The sequence below is a fragment of the Pseudoxanthomonas sp. CF385 genome, assembly GCF_900104255.1.
Classification (GTDB): domain Bacteria; phylum Pseudomonadota; class Gammaproteobacteria; order Xanthomonadales; family Xanthomonadaceae; genus Pseudoxanthomonas_A.
Genome location: NZ_FNKZ01000003.1, coordinates 238,506 through 252,588 on the forward strand (window position 1 = coordinate 238,506; position 14,083 = coordinate 252,588).

Here is a 14,083-nt window from a genome sequence, read left to right on the forward strand (position 1 = left end):
GTCAGGCGCGCGGGCTGAGCGCGTATTCGATCGCGCCGAACAGGGACTGGATTTGCACGGGCTTGGTGACGACCGCGGCGCAGTCGTGTCGGTCATCGTCGAGGCCCGGTTCGCGCAGGCGGATCACCGGACCATCGAAGCCCGCTTCCTGCAGCACCGCCAGCACGTCCGCGGCCGACAGCAGCAGGATGTCGTCGTCCAGGATCGCCAGCGCCGGCAGGCCGATGCGGGCGATCTGCTGCAACGCGATGGCGCCGTCCGGCGCCATCATGGGGTCGTAGCCCTGCGCCGCCAGCGCGTTGCCCAGCAGCGAAAGCCGCGTGGCGTCCCCATCGACCAGCAGGATGCGACGGCCCTCACCATCGTGGAACACCGTGCCTTCGGGCGCGCTCCATTCCAGCGATGGCGCCGCGGGCAGCCACAGTTCGAAACTCGTGCCCTGGCCCACGCTGCTTTCGACCTGGATACGGCCCTGCACCGACTCGACGATCCGCTTGCACGACATCAATCCCAGACCGGTACCACTGGACTTGGTGGTGAAGAACGGCGTGAACAGCTGTTGCCGCGTGGCCTCGTCCATGCCGCTGCCCTCGTCGGCGACGCGGATCACCACGTGGTCGCTTCCCTCGGCATCGGCCACGCGCCGCGCCGACAGGGTCAACGCGCCGCCCTGCTCCGCCATCGCCTGGATGCCATTGAGGCAGAGGTTGATCAGGCACTGCTGGAATTCGGTGTAGTTGCCCTCGATCTGCAAGCCGTCCTCCGGCGCCTCGATCACCAGGCGGACGCGCTTGGCCAGCGACCCCTGCATCAGCAACTGGACGGCCTGGAACAGCGCCGTCACCTCGATGCGCTCGCTCGCCTTGCGCGAACCGCGCACGAAGGACAGCATCGAGTCGGCCATCTCGTGGCCGCGCTTGCCGCTCTCGGAGATCACCGCGCCCAGGCGCAGGATCTTCGGATCGTTGCTGTAGGTGGACAGCAGGTCGGGGACGATCAGCAGTGGCTGCAGGATGTTGCGCAGGTCGTGGCTCAGTCCCGCGGCCAGCATCGCCAGGCAATCGAGGCGTTGCGAGCGCATCAGTTCGCGCTCCGCGTATTCGCGCTCACGCTCGAGGCGGGTTTCCCGGATGGCACGCGCCACCGCGGAGGGCAGGCGTACCGGACTGTGCTTGAGCACGTAGTCGCTGGCGCCTTCCTGCAGCGCCTTGACCGCGGTCTCCTCGCCGATCGTGCCGGAGAAGAACACGAACGGCAGACGCCCATCATGGGCACGCACGATCTCCAGGGCCTGGTAACCGGAAAAGCCCGGCAGTTCCATGTCCGAGACCACCAGGTCGAACGGCTCGCCGGCCAGTGCCGCGCCCATGCCCGAGGCGTCGTCGACGCGCACGAACTCGGCGTCGAGTCCCGCTTCATGCAGTTGCTCGACCAGCAGTTCGGCGTCGAGTTCGGAATCCTCGACCAGGAGGATCCTCACGCGCCCCAGCGGTGTCCCGGTTCGCGGCATCGATCAGTCCCGCACCGGCGTTTCGTTGATCACGGCCCAGAACGTGCCCAGGGTCTTGACCGCCTGGAAGAACTGGTCGATGTCCACCGGCTTGACCACATAGGCATTCACGCCGAGGTCCCAGCTGCGCGCCAGATCGCTCTCCTCGCGCGAGGACGACAGGATCACCACCGGCAGGTGCTTCAGCTTCTCGTCGTTCCGGATGGTCTTCAACACCTCGAGCCCGTCCATCCGCGGCATCTTGATGTCGAGCAGCAACACCGACGGCAGGCCCTCTTCGCGGTTGGCATGCGCGCCCCGGCGCAACAGGTAGTCCAGCGCCTCGACGCCGTCCTCCACGTGCACGATGGGGTTGGCTAGGTTGGCCTCCCGCAGCGCATCGATCGCCATTTCAGCGTCGGCCAGGCTGTCTTCGGCCAGCAGGATGGTGCGGATGGCGCTCATGCGTCTTTCTCTCTGGAGGGCGGAGCATCGAGCGCCGCGGGAAGGGTGAAGAAGAATGTCGCGCCCTGGTCGGGGACCGACTCGGCCCAGATGCGGCCGCCGTGGCGGCCGAGCACGCGGCGCACGCTGGCCAGACCGATGCCCGTGCCGGGGAATTCGCTGGCTTTGTGCAGGCGCTGGAACACGCCGAACAGCTTGCCCGCGTAGACCATGTCGAAGCCCGCGCCATTGTCGCGCACGCTGAAGAGGTGGCTGCCGTCTTCCTGGCGGCGGTGCTCCACCTCGATGATGGAACGGTCGCGCTGGCTGCTGTACTTCACGGCGTTGCCCAGCAGGTTGCCCCACACCTGGCGCATCATGTTCTCGTCGGCCAGCACGATGGGCATCGGCGCGATCCGCCACTCCACCCGTTCCGCACGTCCGTCGCCGGCCTCGTTGGCGTCCAGCATCGCGCGCGCCTCGGCGACCAGCGACTGCATGTCCACCGCCTGCAGGCGCAGCGCGCTGCGGCCCAGGCGCGAGTAGACCAGCAGGTCGTCGATCAGCTGCGACATGCGGCGCGCGGAAGTGCCGATCACGTCCAGGTAGTGGCGGCTCTTGTCGTCGATGCCGTCGCCCAGGTGACGTCCCAGCTTGTCCGAGAAGCCGGCCACGTGGCGCAGCGGCGCGCGCAGATCGTGCGAGACCGAATAGCTGAAGGCCTCCAGCTCGCGGTTCACTTCCGATACCTGTTCCACCTTGCCTTCCAGCTGGCGGTTCAGCGCGGCGATCTCCTGCTGCGCGGTCTTCTGCAGCGAGATGTCGCTGACGGTCATCAGCACCGCATGATCGTCCTTGTCCGGCAGCGGCATGCGACGCGCGTTGAGCAGCACGGTGCGGCGCAGACCGTCGGCGGTTTCCTGCTGGAGTTCGTAATCCCACAACTCGCGGCCGCGCGCCAGCACGTCGTCCAGGCGCTTGCGCATCACCTTGTCGCTCCAGGCGTCGCCCAGCTCGTCCAGGCCGCCGACGACACGGCCCTTCTCGATGCCGTACAGCTCCGCGAAGGCCGCGTTGTACATCTGCACGTGCTGCTCGCCGTCCACCAGCACGATCGGCTCCCGCACGGTCTCCAGCATCACCACCGCGCGCTGGCTGGCACGCGCGGTTTCCTTCTCCGCGTTCAGCCGGCGCGCGACCTGCCGCCCCAGCGACATCACCACCAGGACGATCAGCAGCAGCTGCGCACCCAGCGCGGCCATGCGGATCCATTCCATCCGGCTGCGCTGCGCGGTGGCATCACTGCTGCGCTTTTCCAGCAATGCGCGCTCGTCGGCGAGGATTTCGCTCAACAACCCGCGGATGGGGAAGCGTGTGGCCAACGGAGCCACCACCGAGCCCCGGTAGGCGTCCGGCGCCTCCAGCAGTTGGTCGACCACCTCGATGCGCGCATCGACCAGCTCGCGCAGGCGTCCGATCCGCACCAGCTGCTCGGGATTGTCGACGGTCAGGCGGGCCAAGGCTTCGAAGCGCTGCGGCAGGGATGACCGGCCCGTCGCCAGCCGCTCGCGCGCGAGCGGATGATCCGCACCCAGCGCGATCAGCATGGCGGAACTTTCCATCTCGCGGACGTCCAGCGCCAGCCCCAGCACGGTGGCTTCCACCTCGTGCGTATGGACGACTTCGTCGGCGGCGGCCTGGGTGGAGCGCGCCAGCTGCTGGAGCAGGATCACCGGACCGACCACGATCAGCAGGATCACCAGCCCCAACAAGGGCAGGCGCCACTTTCCCCACGTCGCGCGGGCGAGGTCGTCGTTCATGGTCCCCTGGCTGGTAAAGATCGCGCGGGCGACTCCGACAGTCGCCGCGCGGAAGAGTCTGGGGATGCTAGCGCAGGATCGTCACCTTGGGAATGAAGGCCGACCGTTCAGCATGATGTTCAGGAATGCGGCGCCACGCAGACGCGGTCGCGGCCTTCCCGCTTCGCTTCGTAGAGCGCCTGGTCGGCACGCCGCATCTGTTCACGCAGCGATTCGCCGCTCACGTGCTCGGCCACCCCGGCCGAGAGCGTCGCGACCACCCCGTCGTGCTCCTTGCCGAACTCGCGACGCACGCGCTCGGCGAAGGCCGGGGCGGACAGGGCGTCTTCCCCTTTCAGCAGGACCGCGAATTCCTCGCCGCCGATCCGCGCGGCGCAGCCTTCCTCGCCACCGGTGCGGGCGCGCATGATCGCGCCGAGCCGCTGCAGCACCGCGTCGCCGCCGTCGTGCCCGAGGCGGTCGTTGATCCGCTTGAAGTAATCGATGTCCAGCACCACCAGCGCGACGGGCACGCCGGACGCGGTGGCGCGCGCATGCGCGGCCTCGGCGCGCTCGCTCCAGCCGTTGCGGTTGAGCAGACCGGTGAGGGCGTCAGTATGCGCCTGTTCCACCAGGCGACGGCGCATCTGCCACGCCGACACGGCGAAGTCCGTGCGATAGCCGGCCAGCACCAGGCCGAAGCCGATGGTCGTCAGCGTGTACAGCCAGTACAGCGCGCTACCCGTGCCCGGCGCGCCATGGAGCACGATGCGCAACTGCGCCATCACCACGATCAGCAGCGCGAACGCCAGCAACGACACCGGCCGGACCATCAGCGCCATCAGCGCCAGCGGCAACAACTGGAACAGGCCCGTGCGCAGCGCCAGCTGCCCGGTCGCGCCCGGCAGCGGCATGCTCATGAAGATGCCCGTCAGCAACGTGGCCACCAGGGTCAGCACGAGGCGCTGCTGCCATTGGGTAAGGCGTGCCACGCCGGCGGCGCATCCGGCGACGACCGCCGCGACGGCCAGTTGCAGCCACGCCGGATAGCCGATGGTGGGCGTGGCGCCCACGAGTTCGAACGCGGCAATGATCACCAGCAGCACGGCGCCACACAGCAGCACGCCACTGACGATGGGGCGCGTGGCGCGCAGTTGCGCCTGTGTCAGGTCCTCGCGCTCGGCGGCATCCAGGCCCCGCGTGGAATCCCGCGCGAGCAGGCCCCGCAGGCTGCGGAACAGGCCCGGAGCCACGATGGGGGCGAATGGAAGGGAGCGGGAACGCATGCGCGAGGCCTCGGCCGGTTCACCCTGGCGCTGCAACTCCCGTGCCATCTGCGTGCCGCTCGCAGCCGGCAGCCCACGTCGGCGCCGGCGCCTCATGCAAGGCGCTCCGGCGGGGTACGGGCGCGCGCGCCGGGCTGACGCGCTGCGTCGCTTTCAGGCTCCCCGTGCGCCCCCCGCATGGCAGGCCTAGCCGCCGAAGGCCGCCCGCATGCGGGCTTCGTCGGGCTGCTCGATCACGCCCTTCTCGGTGACGATGGCATCGATCAACGCAGCCGGGGTCACGTCGAATACCGGGTTCCAGGCCGGCACGCCCTCGGCGACGATGCGGGTGCCGCCGATCCCCAGCAGCTCGGCCGGGTCGCGCTCCTCGATGTGGATGGCATCGCCGTTCGGCGTGGCCATGTCCACGGTGGACGACGGCGCCACCACCATGAACTTCGCACCGTGGTGGCGCGCAGCGATGGCCAACTGGTAGGTGCCGATCTTGTTGGCGGTGTCGCCGTTGGCGCAGATGCGGTCCGCGCCCACCACCACCCACTGCACGGCCCCGGTCTTCATCAGGTGCGATGCGGCTGAGTCGGCGATTAGGGTGGCGGGAATGCCGTCCTGCTGCAGCTCCCACGCGGTCAGGCGGGCGCCCTGTTGCCACGGACGGGTCTCGCCCGCGAAGACCTTGCCGATCCGGCCCTGCGCCACGCCGGCGCGGATCACGCCCAGCGCGGTGCCGAACCCCGCGGTGGCCAGCGAGCCGGTATTGCAGTGGGTAAGCACGCCGCTGCCGGCCGGGATCAGCGCCGCGCCCAGTTCGCCCATGTGGCGGTTGGCGGCGAGGTCTTCCTCGGCGATCGCCAGCGCTTCCAGCTCGAGCACGCCGCGCCAGTCGCTGCCGGCGGTCTTCAACGCCGCGCGCATGCGGGCCAGCGCCCAGGCCAGGTTCACCGCCGTGGGTCGTGCGGCGTTGAGGCGCTGCAACGCGGGTTCCAGCTTCTCTGCCGCGTCGACCGGCGTGGCGGCCAGCACCTCGCGCGAGGCCAGCACCACGCCCCAGGCGGCGGCAATGCCGATCGCCGGGGCGCCGCGCACGGCCAGATCGTGGATGGCCGCAGCCACTTCATCGCTGGTCGTGCAGCTCAGGTACTCCACTACGAAGGGAAGCTTGCGCTGGTCCAGCAATTCCAGTGCGCTCCCGGTCCAGCGGATGGGGCGGATGCGGTCGTAGCGGGCGTAATCGATGGGGTCGGTCATGGGGCCATTGTACCGGCCCCTCCCCGCCTCGCCTCACACCCGGGCGATCACCAACTGCGGAACTCGGCCCGGCAGCCGTCGGTGACCCAGACGCCGCGGCCATCGCGGCCCCAGGTGCGGCCCTCGATGCACGCGGCATTGGAGAGCTGCCGGACCAGTTGCACGCGGCCGCGGCCGTCCACGCCACAGGTACGCGTGCGGCCCTTGTCCGACTCGCAGCGGAAGGTCTGGCCGTTGCCGTACCCGTTGCCGCCGTTGTTCCAGCCACCCCCGCTGTTCCATCCGTTCCCCCGGCCGTACACCTCGAACTCGGCACGGCAGCCGCGAGACACCCAGATCGCGTTGCGGTCCTGGCCCCAGCTGTAGCCTTCGGTGCATTGCGCCTTGGACAGCTGGCGGACCAGGCGCACGTCGCCACGGCCGTTGATGGCGCAGGTGCGCGAACGGCCGTCGTTCGACTCGCAGCGGATGCGCTGGCCGTTGCCCCACCCGCCCCCTTGGCCACGGCCGCTGGCGAACTCGGCGCGGCAGCCGCGATCGACCCACACGCCCTCGCGCCCCTGGCCCCAGTTGCGGCCCTCCTCGCAACGCGTCTTGGAGATCTGCCGCACCACCTGCACACCGCCCCGCGTATCCATGCGGCACTCACGGTAGCGGTTGTCGGTGGATTCGCAGCGGACGACCTGGCCGTTGCCGTAGTAGCGATCGTCGTACTGCGGGGCCGCCTTGGCCGCGGCCGTGCCGAACAAGGCGACGGTGCCCAGCACCAGCGTTGCGATCAGGGAGCGTTCCATGGCGTGCGTCCTCGTGGGTGTTGGACCGCAATCTACGCAGCGATCATGAACGCGCGCCCACGTAAACGTTTGCAGCGAAACGGGCGTGCTCGGCGTGTTTGGCTGGCTTTCAGGCGCGCGCGAAATCGAACGCCACCACGTCGGCGATGCGGGGCGTGTCGAGCATCGCCATGAGCAGTCGGTCCACGCCCAACGCGACGCCGGCGCACGCCGGCATCCCGTGCGCCAGCGCGTCCAGCAGCGCGGCGTCGATGGGCGGTGCGACATCGCCCCGGGCCTGCCGTACGGCGACATCGCGTTCGAAGCGCGCCCGCTGTTCCACCGCGTCGGTGAGTTCGTGGTAGCCGTTGGCCAGCTCCAGCGCACCGAGGTAGAGCTCGAAGCGCTCCGCCACCGGCACGCCGTCGCGCGCCACCACGCGCGCCAGCGCCGACTGCGTGGCCGGGTAGTCGTGCACCACCCGGATCTCGTCGCGGACGAACCCCGGCTGCAGCACGTGCGTCATCAGCAGGTCCAGCCAGTCGTCGCGGGTCAGGCCTTCGCCGTCGATGGCGATGCCGGCCGCCGCGTTGCGCACCACGTCCAGGTCGGCCGTCATCGGATCGAATCCCAGGCGCTGTGCGTAGAGGTCGCGGAAACTCGAACGCACGACCGTCGCTTCCCGCCCGATCATCGCCAGCGCCGCCTGCACCAGCGCCACCGTCTCGTCGATCAGCGGTTCCAGCGTCCAGCCGATGCGGTACCACTCCAGCATGGTGAACTCCGGGTTGTGCCGCCCGCCGGCTTCGCCATCGCGGAACACGCGCCCCAGCTCGAAGCAGTCGCCCACGCCCGCCGCGAGCAGGCGCTTCAGCGGGAACTCCGGCGAGGTCCTCAACCAGCGCGTGCGCGGCGCGCCGTCGGTTCGGCCGGAGAACTCCAGCGAGAACGAGGCGATGTTCGCGTCGGTATTGCCGGCGCGCGACATCATCGGCGTCTCGACTTCCAGCACGTCACGCGCGTGGAAGAACTCGCGGACGAGGCGGTTGAGCTGCGCACGCAGGCGCAGCGCATCCATCGAGGCGGAGGGTTGCCAGGTCATCACGCAACGCCCGGCGTGGGAGCGACGTCAGTCGCGATGGACGGAGCCCGCGCACCCTCCACAGCCTGCACACTCCAACAAGAGCGATCGCGACTTACGTCGCTCCCACACCGATCATCCCTGCCGCTCACGCATGCTTCTCCAGGAACGCCAGCAACTGCGCTTCATCCCAGACCTCGATGCCCAGTTCCTGCGCCTTGGCCAGCTTGGAACCGGCGGCCTCGCCCGCCACCACCAGGTGCGTCTTCTTCGACACGCTGCCGGCGACCTTGGCGCCGAGGGCTTCGAGCTTCTCGCCGGCCTCGTCGCGGCTCATCGCGGCCAGCCCGCCGGTGAGCACCACGGTCTTGCCGTCGAGCGGGCCCGCGGACGCGGCGACGTCGTCGGGCGTGACGCGCCGCAGGTCTTCCAGCGCGTCACCGCTGCGCGACAGCAGCTGCGCGTTGGCGTCGTCCTCCAACCACGTGGCGAACGCGTTGGCCGAGTCGCTCGGCAGGCCGGCGGTGACGAAGTTGTGCACCGGCGCGTCCAGCAGCGCCTGCACCGACGGGAAGGCGGACGCCAGCTGCTCGGCGCGCACGCGGGTAACCTTGGGAATCTCCAGGTCCACCAGCAGCGTGGCCAGCTCCAGGCCGGCGCGCAGCTTGCCCGACGGCGGACGCGTGTCGCCGATCACTACGCCACGCGCCAGCAGGTCGTCGATGGCCTGCTGGTTGCCCGGCTGGTCGAGGAAATGCCCCAGCGAGCGCGCCACTTCGCCGCCGATGTCGGGCACGCGCTTGAACAGCGGCCACGGCAGGCGGCGGATCAGTTGCAGGTCGCCGAACCACTGCGCCAGCGCCTTGGCCGTGCTTTCGCCCACGTGCTGGATGCCCAGTCCGAACAGGAAACGCTCCAGCGTGGTCTGCCGACTGCGGTCGATGGCCTCGATCAGGTTTTCGGCCCACTTCGTCGCCACCTTGCCGGCCTTCACGCCGCTCTTAGTAAGTGCGAGGGGGGTGGTGCCGTCGCGTTCGTCCACGCGGCGTTTCATCGCCAGCAGGTCGTCGACGGTCAGCTTGTAGAGGTCGGCCACGTTCTGGACGAAGTCGAGGTCGCTCAGATCCTCGACGAAGCGCTCACCCAGGCCTTCGATGTCCATCGCGCGACGCGAGGCGAAATGGATGATCGATTCCTTGCGCTGCGCCGGGCAGGTCAGCTCGCCGCTGCAACGCCAGACGGCTTCGCCTTCCTCGCGGACGATCTCCGACCCGCAGACCGGGCACGCGGTAGGCATCTGCCATGGCACAGTGCCGGCCGGGCGTCGTTCCGGCACCACGCCGACGACTTCCGGGATCACGTCGCCGGCGCGGCGCACGATCACCGTGTCGCCGTTGCGCACGTCCAGGCGCGCCACCTGGTCGGCGTTGTGCAGGGTGGCGCGGGTGACGGTCACCCCGCCCACGTGCACCGGCTGCATTAGCGCCCACGGGGTCACCGCACCGGTGCGGCCGACGTTGACCTCGATGGACTCCAGTACCGTCATCTGTTCCTGCGCCGGGAACTTGTGCGCGATCGCCCAGCGCGGCGCCCGCGAGACGAAGCCCATCTCGCGCTGCCCTTCGCCGTCGTCGAGCTTGTAGACCACGCCGTCGATGTCGAACGGCAGCCCATCGCGCGCCTCGCCGATGCGCCGGTAGTAATCGAGCAGGCCGTCCACGCCTTCCACCACGTCGCTCAGGCTGCTGACCGGGAAGCCCCAGCCGCGCAGCTGCTTCAGCGTGGCCGAATGCGAATCCGGCAGCTCGCCGCCTTCGACCAGACCGGTGCCGTAGGCGAAGAACGCCAGCGGCCGCTGCGCGGTGATGCGCGGGTCCAACTGGCGCAGCGAGCCGGCGGCGCCGTTGCGCGGGTTCGCCAGCACCTTGCCGCCGTGCTTGCGCGCGTGTTCGTTGTATTTCTCGAAGTCCGCGCGCGGCATGTACACCTCGCCACGCACTTCCAGCACGGCGGGCCAGCCGGTGCCGCGCAGGGTCAAGGGAATCGCTTTGATGGTGCGCAGGTTGAGGGTGACGTCCTCGCCGGTGGCGCCGTCGCCGCGGGTCGCGCCCTGGACGAAGGCGCCGTTCTCGTAGCGCAGGCTGATCGCCAGGCCGTCGAGCTTGGGTTCGGCCGAGAACCGCAAGGCCGGGCGCTTGAGCTTGTCGGCGATGCGGCGGACGAAATCCTGAACTTCCTCGTCGCTGAAGGCATTGCCCAGCGACAGCATGGGGATGGCGTGGCGCACTTCGGCGAACTTGCCGGCCGGCGCGTTGCCCACGCGCTGGGTGGGCGAATCGGCGGTGACCAGGTCGGGGTGCGCGGCTTCCAGTTCGTCCAGTGCGCGCAACAGGCGGTCGTACTCGGCGTCCGGGATGCTGGGTTCGTCGAGGACGTGGTAGCGGTAGTTGGCGTCCTCCAGCTGGCGGCGGAGGTCGGCGATGCGGGCGGCGGCGGTGGGCGTCATGGGGGAATTCTAAAGCCCCGGGCCGTGAGGGGGCGGTGCAACACCGGCGGTCCAGGGCTGTCGCTGTCCTCCGTCACCTCTCCGAGTGTCAGGCGTGGAACAGGTACAGCACGTCCTCGTCCAGCTCGCGCAGGACCTTCGGCAGCCTGGCCAGGGGGCGAACTGCCGGCCCTGCGCGCGCGATCGCATCCAACGCAGCGATCGGCACGGTGACAGGCAGCGTGGCGGTGACGAATCGGCACATGGGCGCAGTCTAGCGGACCCGCCTCACGGCATGCCCGCGCCCACCGTCATCCGCACCGGGATGCCGGCCGGATCGAACCCGTCCAGGCAGTAGACGTTGATGCCGTAGTAGTCCGGGGTTACGCGTTTGCGGTGAAACGGGTAGATGCCGCACACCTTGCAGAAGTGGTGGCGCGCGGTATGGGTATGGAACTGGTACTCGGCCAGTGCCTCCGTTCCCGCCAGCAGGCGGAAAGCGCTCTCGTGCACCTTCACCATCAGCGCGTTCTTCTTGCGGCAGATGGAGCAGTCGCACTGCGTCAGCTCGGGAAAGTCGCTATCGATCTCGAAGCGGATCGCGCCGCAATGGCAGCGGCCGGTGTAGGTCTGCAGGGGACGGCTCATGCGTCGCCCCACTGCGCCAGGTGCAGCAATACACCCGCAGGGTCCCAGACGTACGTCACCAGAGCACCGTAGTCCTCGTGCTTGGTTGGCGCAACGCGGGCTTCGCCGTACGCGCCGCTGGCCAACACCGCGGCGACCTGCGTGTGGCACGCGGCGGCATCGGCCACGGTGATGTGCAGCATCGTGTTCTCCAGCCAGTCCTTCTGGTAGTAGCGCTGCAGGTAGAAACCGTGGGCGCCGTTCGTCATCAGGGCGAGCTGGTCGTCGAGGTAGTCCGTCGTCCAGCCGAGGGCTTCATAGAAGGCCCGTGAGACGTCGAAGTCTTTGCTGCCGATGAAGGGGCGGACATCGGTGAGTTTCAGGTTGATCATCGGGAGGCCTCATCCAGCGGGCAGGAAACGCGTGACCTTCTGCTTCAACAGGCGGACCAGCTCAGGGTCCATGTATTCGTACTCGTCCGGGATATCCAGGCAGATCACGCGCGCACCCTTGAGGTGGGCGCCGAACTTCGCCGACAGGCGGTTTCGATGCGCCTTCTCCATCACGAAGACGATATCCGCCCACGCCAGCAACTCGGGCGAAACCGGAACTTCGGCGTCGTTGCCCAACCCTGCAGACGCGGTTTCGATACCCGCCCAATCAGCGAACACCTGTTCGGCCGTCGGGCTGCGCAGGCGGTTCTGGGTGCAGATGAAGAGGACGTTGCGGGACATGGGGGATCAGCGGTGATAGGAGGCTTGCAGGAACCGGAGCGCGGCCACGACCTGATCGACGCGCGCCTCGCTGAGGCGGCCGATGTGGTCCTGCAGGCGGTGCTTGTAGAGCGACGATATCTGCGACGCGATCACCACGCTCTGCCGGGTCAGCCCGCCCTCGCCGGCATCCAGCAGGACCACGCCCGGCTCGGAGGCACGATGGAGGTTAGAGCTGAGCGCGCAGACCACGACTGTCCCGATGCGGGACTGATTGAAGACATCGTCCTGCACGACAAGATGCGGATGCGGCACGCCGGGCACCGATCCGCGGGACGCGTCGGCTTCTACCCAGAAGATGTCGCCGCGCCGAATGGAGCACGTTGCAACGGGCGTCTCGAGTTCTCTGTCCATGGGGCAATGGTAAAGCCGCCACATCCCAATACGATGTCAGCGCAGGATCTTTGCCATTGCCTTCCCCTTCGCCAACTCGTCCACCAACTTGTCGAGGTAGCGGATCTTCTGCATCAACGGATCTTCAACCTCTTCGACCCGCACGCCGCAGACCACGCCGGTGATCAGCGATGCGTGGGGATGCAGTCCAGGGGCTTCGGCGAAGAAGGTCTGGAAATCCGTCTTCGCCTCGATCTGCCGCGCCAGCCCGGCCGCGTCGTATCCCGTCAGCCAGCCGATGACCTCGTCGACCTCCGCCTTCGTGCGCCCCTTGCGCTCGGCCTTCTGCACGTAGAGCGGATACACGCTGGCGAAGGACGCGGTGAAGATGCGGTGGGTGGTCATCTGCTCGACTCCCTTAGAAACGTGTACGTGCGCTTTCGTAGGCTGGGTTGAAGCGCAGCGTAAACCCAGCATCCATGAACTCCAGGCAAAAGCGCTGGGTTTACGCTTCGCTTCAACCCGGCCTACGGCAGATCGGAATTCCGACCTGTCACGTGGATGCCCCACGCGATGCCCAGCATCATGCCGGCGAAGGTCACCGCGAACCCCAACGCGGCAAGCACCATGTCAGGCGCGCCGAACCACGGCCACATCCATACCAGCACCAGCGCCACGCACAAACCCATCGCCTGCTCCACCATCAGTGCCAGCACAGCGCTCCGGAACGCGTTCGTGGGCCGTCGCAAGGTCATGCAAAGGAAAACCAGCGTTGAGACGATCAGCTGCGCGAAATAACCGATCCATGCAGACCAAGCGCCTAGCGCCGTGACGCCGTTGCCCGCGCGCAGGAATCCCTCGACAACACCGACGGCGAACAGGGCCACGAAAAGAATCGTGGCGAACGTGAGGACGTGGCGGGCATCGCCGACACGTCGCAAGACTGGCGTGTGCGGTGCGTCAGCCAAGACCAGCCGGACTCACCACCGCGGCGCCTTCGTCAGCGGCGGTGCTTCGTGCTGGCGGTCGTAGGCGCGCAGTTCTTCGCGGATGTGCTGGATGCGCTGGCGGCCGAGGGTGTTGCGGCTGTCGTCGAGGACCACGCCGCCCAGCAGTTCGGCCATGCGCTCGACGTTGGGCAGCATCTTCTCCCAGGCCTCCAGCGCGGTCATCGGCGCCGGCAGGGTCAGGAAGAACGCGATGGCCGGGGTTTCCAGCTCGCGGATGTGGGCCATGTCGAAGCTGCCCGGCTGCATGATGTTGGCCATGCTGAAGACCGGGCCGCGTTCCGGGTGGCCTTCCACCAGGCGGTGGAACACGTTCATGTGGCCGAAGGTCAGGCCGGTCTTCTCGGCGGCGACCACGATGTCCTCGCCGCGCAGCACGTGCCCGGCCTTGGCCGCGACGTAGAGCGAGACGATCTTGTCGAAGTCCTGGCTGGGACGCTTGCCCAGGTCGCTGTCCACCCCGGCGACCGGCGTACCGCCGGCCAGGCCGAGCTGCGGCTGGCTGACGCGTTCGCCGCTGTAGTCCTGCACCTGCTCGCTGGTGTCGTCGCCGGCGATGCTCGGTTCGACGCGCGCGGTATCGCGCTCGGTGGTTTCGATGCGGCGGCCCTGGCTGGGCTTCTTGGGACGTCCGAACAGGAAGATCGCCGCCAGCAGCAGGACGCCGGCGACGAGGATTCCGATACGAAGCATGGCCATGTCGGACACAGGGGATTCTCCGGCAGGTTGGGATCGATCAGG

The 14,083-nt window shown here is 68.4% G+C and carries 16 protein-coding genes; all 16 read right to left on the reverse strand.

The window, feature by feature from the left end:
• Window position 1: 1 nt before the first annotated feature.
• The 16 genes from BLT45_RS16520 to zipA all read right to left on the reverse strand — a co-directional run bounded on the left by BLT45_RS16520 (window position 2) and on the right by zipA (window position 14,050).
• Window positions 2-1,510, reverse strand: a complete 1,509-nt coding sequence (locus BLT45_RS16520) for an ATP-binding protein (protein WP_093303133.1) — start codon at window positions 1,508-1,510, stop codon at window positions 2-4.
• Window positions 1,511-1,513: 3 nt separating this feature from the next.
• The gene (locus tag BLT45_RS16525) at window positions 1,514-1,954 is read right to left on the reverse strand and encodes a response regulator (RefSeq protein WP_093303138.1); all 441 of its coding nucleotides are present in this window, start codon (window positions 1,952-1,954) and stop codon (window positions 1,514-1,516) included.
• Window positions 1,951-3,753, reverse strand: coding sequence for a sensor histidine kinase (locus BLT45_RS16530; RefSeq protein WP_093303142.1), 1,803 nt, complete (start codon window positions 3,751-3,753; stop codon window positions 1,951-1,953). Before BLT45_RS16530 ends, BLT45_RS16525 begins: the two co-directional genes overlap by 4 nt.
• A 119-nt stretch (window positions 3,754-3,872) precedes the next feature.
• Window positions 3,873-5,018, reverse strand: coding sequence for a GGDEF domain-containing protein (locus BLT45_RS16535; RefSeq protein ID WP_139188043.1), 1,146 nt, complete (start codon window positions 5,016-5,018; stop codon window positions 3,873-3,875).
• A gap of 186 nt (window positions 5,019-5,204) precedes the next feature.
• The gene (gene mtnA / locus BLT45_RS16540; RefSeq protein WP_093303151.1) at window positions 5,205-6,263 is read right to left on the reverse strand and encodes an S-methyl-5-thioribose-1-phosphate isomerase; all 1,059 of its coding nucleotides are present in this window, start codon (window positions 6,261-6,263) and stop codon (window positions 5,205-5,207) included.
• Window positions 6,264-6,310: 47 nt separating this feature from the next.
• Window positions 6,311-7,057, reverse strand: coding sequence for a DUF3011 domain-containing protein (locus tag BLT45_RS16545; RefSeq protein WP_093303154.1), 747 nt, complete (start codon window positions 7,055-7,057; stop codon window positions 6,311-6,313).
• Between the two features lie 109 nt (window positions 7,058-7,166).
• Entirely contained in the window at window positions 7,167-8,138 is a 972-nt protein-coding gene (epmA, locus tag BLT45_RS16550; protein ID WP_093303157.1) for an EF-P lysine aminoacylase EpmA, read from the reverse strand.
• A 127-nt stretch (window positions 8,139-8,265) separates the two neighbouring features.
• Window positions 8,266-10,623: an NAD-dependent DNA ligase LigA gene (gene ligA, locus BLT45_RS16555; RefSeq protein WP_093303160.1), complete on the reverse strand. Its 2,358-nt coding sequence runs from the start codon at window positions 10,621-10,623 to the stop codon at window positions 8,266-8,268.
• Between the two features lie 88 nt (window positions 10,624-10,711).
• Complete coding sequence (locus BLT45_RS18390; RefSeq protein WP_175455892.1) at window positions 10,712-10,867, reverse strand: hypothetical protein; 156 nt, start codon at window positions 10,865-10,867, stop codon at window positions 10,712-10,714.
• 23 nt (window positions 10,868-10,890) lie between these two features.
• Window positions 10,891-11,250 (reverse strand): GFA family protein, encoded by a 360-nt coding sequence (locus BLT45_RS16560; protein WP_093303163.1) that lies wholly within the window; start codon window positions 11,248-11,250, stop codon window positions 10,891-10,893.
• Complete coding sequence (locus tag BLT45_RS16565) at window positions 11,247-11,621, reverse strand: VOC family protein (protein WP_093303166.1); 375 nt, start codon at window positions 11,619-11,621, stop codon at window positions 11,247-11,249. Before BLT45_RS16565 ends, BLT45_RS16560 begins: the two co-directional genes overlap by 4 nt.
• A gap of 9 nt (window positions 11,622-11,630) precedes the next feature.
• On the reverse strand, window positions 11,631-11,963 hold the full coding sequence (locus BLT45_RS16570) for a low molecular weight protein tyrosine phosphatase family protein (RefSeq protein WP_093303169.1): 333 nt from the start codon (window positions 11,961-11,963) through the stop codon (window positions 11,631-11,633).
• 6 nt (window positions 11,964-11,969) lie between these two features.
• On the reverse strand, window positions 11,970-12,356 hold the full coding sequence (locus tag BLT45_RS16575) for a type II toxin-antitoxin system PemK/MazF family toxin (RefSeq protein WP_093303172.1): 387 nt from the start codon (window positions 12,354-12,356) through the stop codon (window positions 11,970-11,972).
• 36 nt (window positions 12,357-12,392) lie between these two features.
• Window positions 12,393-12,740 carry a DUF2200 domain-containing protein gene (locus BLT45_RS16580; RefSeq protein WP_093303175.1) on the reverse strand — a complete coding sequence of 116 codons (348 nt, stop codon included), beginning with the start codon at window positions 12,738-12,740 and terminating at the stop codon, window positions 12,393-12,395.
• Between the two features lie 122 nt (window positions 12,741-12,862).
• The gene (locus tag BLT45_RS16585) at window positions 12,863-13,222 is read right to left on the reverse strand and encodes a hypothetical protein (RefSeq protein ID WP_139188044.1); all 360 of its coding nucleotides are present in this window, start codon (window positions 13,220-13,222) and stop codon (window positions 12,863-12,865) included.
• A 93-nt stretch (window positions 13,223-13,315) separates the two neighbouring features.
• Window positions 13,316-14,050 (reverse strand): cell division protein ZipA, encoded by a 735-nt coding sequence (gene zipA / locus BLT45_RS16590; RefSeq protein ID WP_093303181.1) that lies wholly within the window; start codon window positions 14,048-14,050, stop codon window positions 13,316-13,318.
• Window positions 14,051-14,083 lie beyond the last annotated feature (33 nt).

Excerpts from the sequence above, each read along its gene's own strand:
- mtnA (WP_093303151.1), bottom strand. The coding sequence starts at position 6,263 with ATGACCGACCCCATCGATTACGCCCGCTACGACCGCATCCGCCCCATC.
- BLT45_RS16545 (WP_093303154.1), bottom strand. The coding sequence starts at position 7,057 with ATGGAACGCTCCCTGATCGCAACGCTGGTGCTGGGCACCGTCGCCTTG.
- BLT45_RS18390 (WP_175455892.1), bottom strand. The coding sequence starts at position 10,867 with ATGTGCCGATTCGTCACCGCCACGCTGCCTGTCACCGTGCCGATCGCT.
- BLT45_RS16560 (WP_093303163.1), bottom strand. The coding sequence starts at position 11,250 with ATGAGCCGTCCCCTGCAGACCTACACCGGCCGCTGCCATTGCGGCGCG.
- BLT45_RS16530 (WP_093303142.1), bottom strand. The coding sequence starts at position 3,753 with ATGAACGACGACCTCGCCCGCGCGACGTGGGGAAAGTGGCGCCTGCCC.
- BLT45_RS16535 (WP_139188043.1), bottom strand. The coding sequence starts at position 5,018 with ATGCGTTCCCGCTCCCTTCCATTCGCCCCCATCGTGGCTCCGGGCCTG.
- BLT45_RS16525 (WP_093303138.1), bottom strand. The coding sequence starts at position 1,954 with ATGAGCGCCATCCGCACCATCCTGCTGGCCGAAGACAGCCTGGCCGAC.
- BLT45_RS16580 (WP_093303175.1), bottom strand. The coding sequence starts at position 12,740 with ATGACCACCCACCGCATCTTCACCGCGTCCTTCGCCAGCGTGTATCCG.
- BLT45_RS16565 (WP_093303166.1), bottom strand. The coding sequence starts at position 11,621 with ATGATCAACCTGAAACTCACCGATGTCCGCCCCTTCATCGGCAGCAAA.
- ligA (WP_093303160.1), bottom strand. The coding sequence starts at position 10,623 with ATGACGCCCACCGCCGCCGCCCGCATCGCCGACCTCCGCCGCCAGCTG.
- BLT45_RS16575 (WP_093303172.1), bottom strand. The coding sequence starts at position 12,356 with ATGGACAGAGAACTCGAGACGCCCGTTGCAACGTGCTCCATTCGGCGC.
- BLT45_RS16520 (WP_093303133.1), bottom strand. The coding sequence starts at position 1,510 with ATGCCGCGAACCGGGACACCGCTGGGGCGCGTGAGGATCCTCCTGGTC.
- BLT45_RS16570 (WP_093303169.1), bottom strand. The coding sequence starts at position 11,963 with ATGTCCCGCAACGTCCTCTTCATCTGCACCCAGAACCGCCTGCGCAGC.
- epmA (WP_093303157.1), bottom strand. The coding sequence starts at position 8,138 with ATGACCTGGCAACCCTCCGCCTCGATGGATGCGCTGCGCCTGCGTGCG.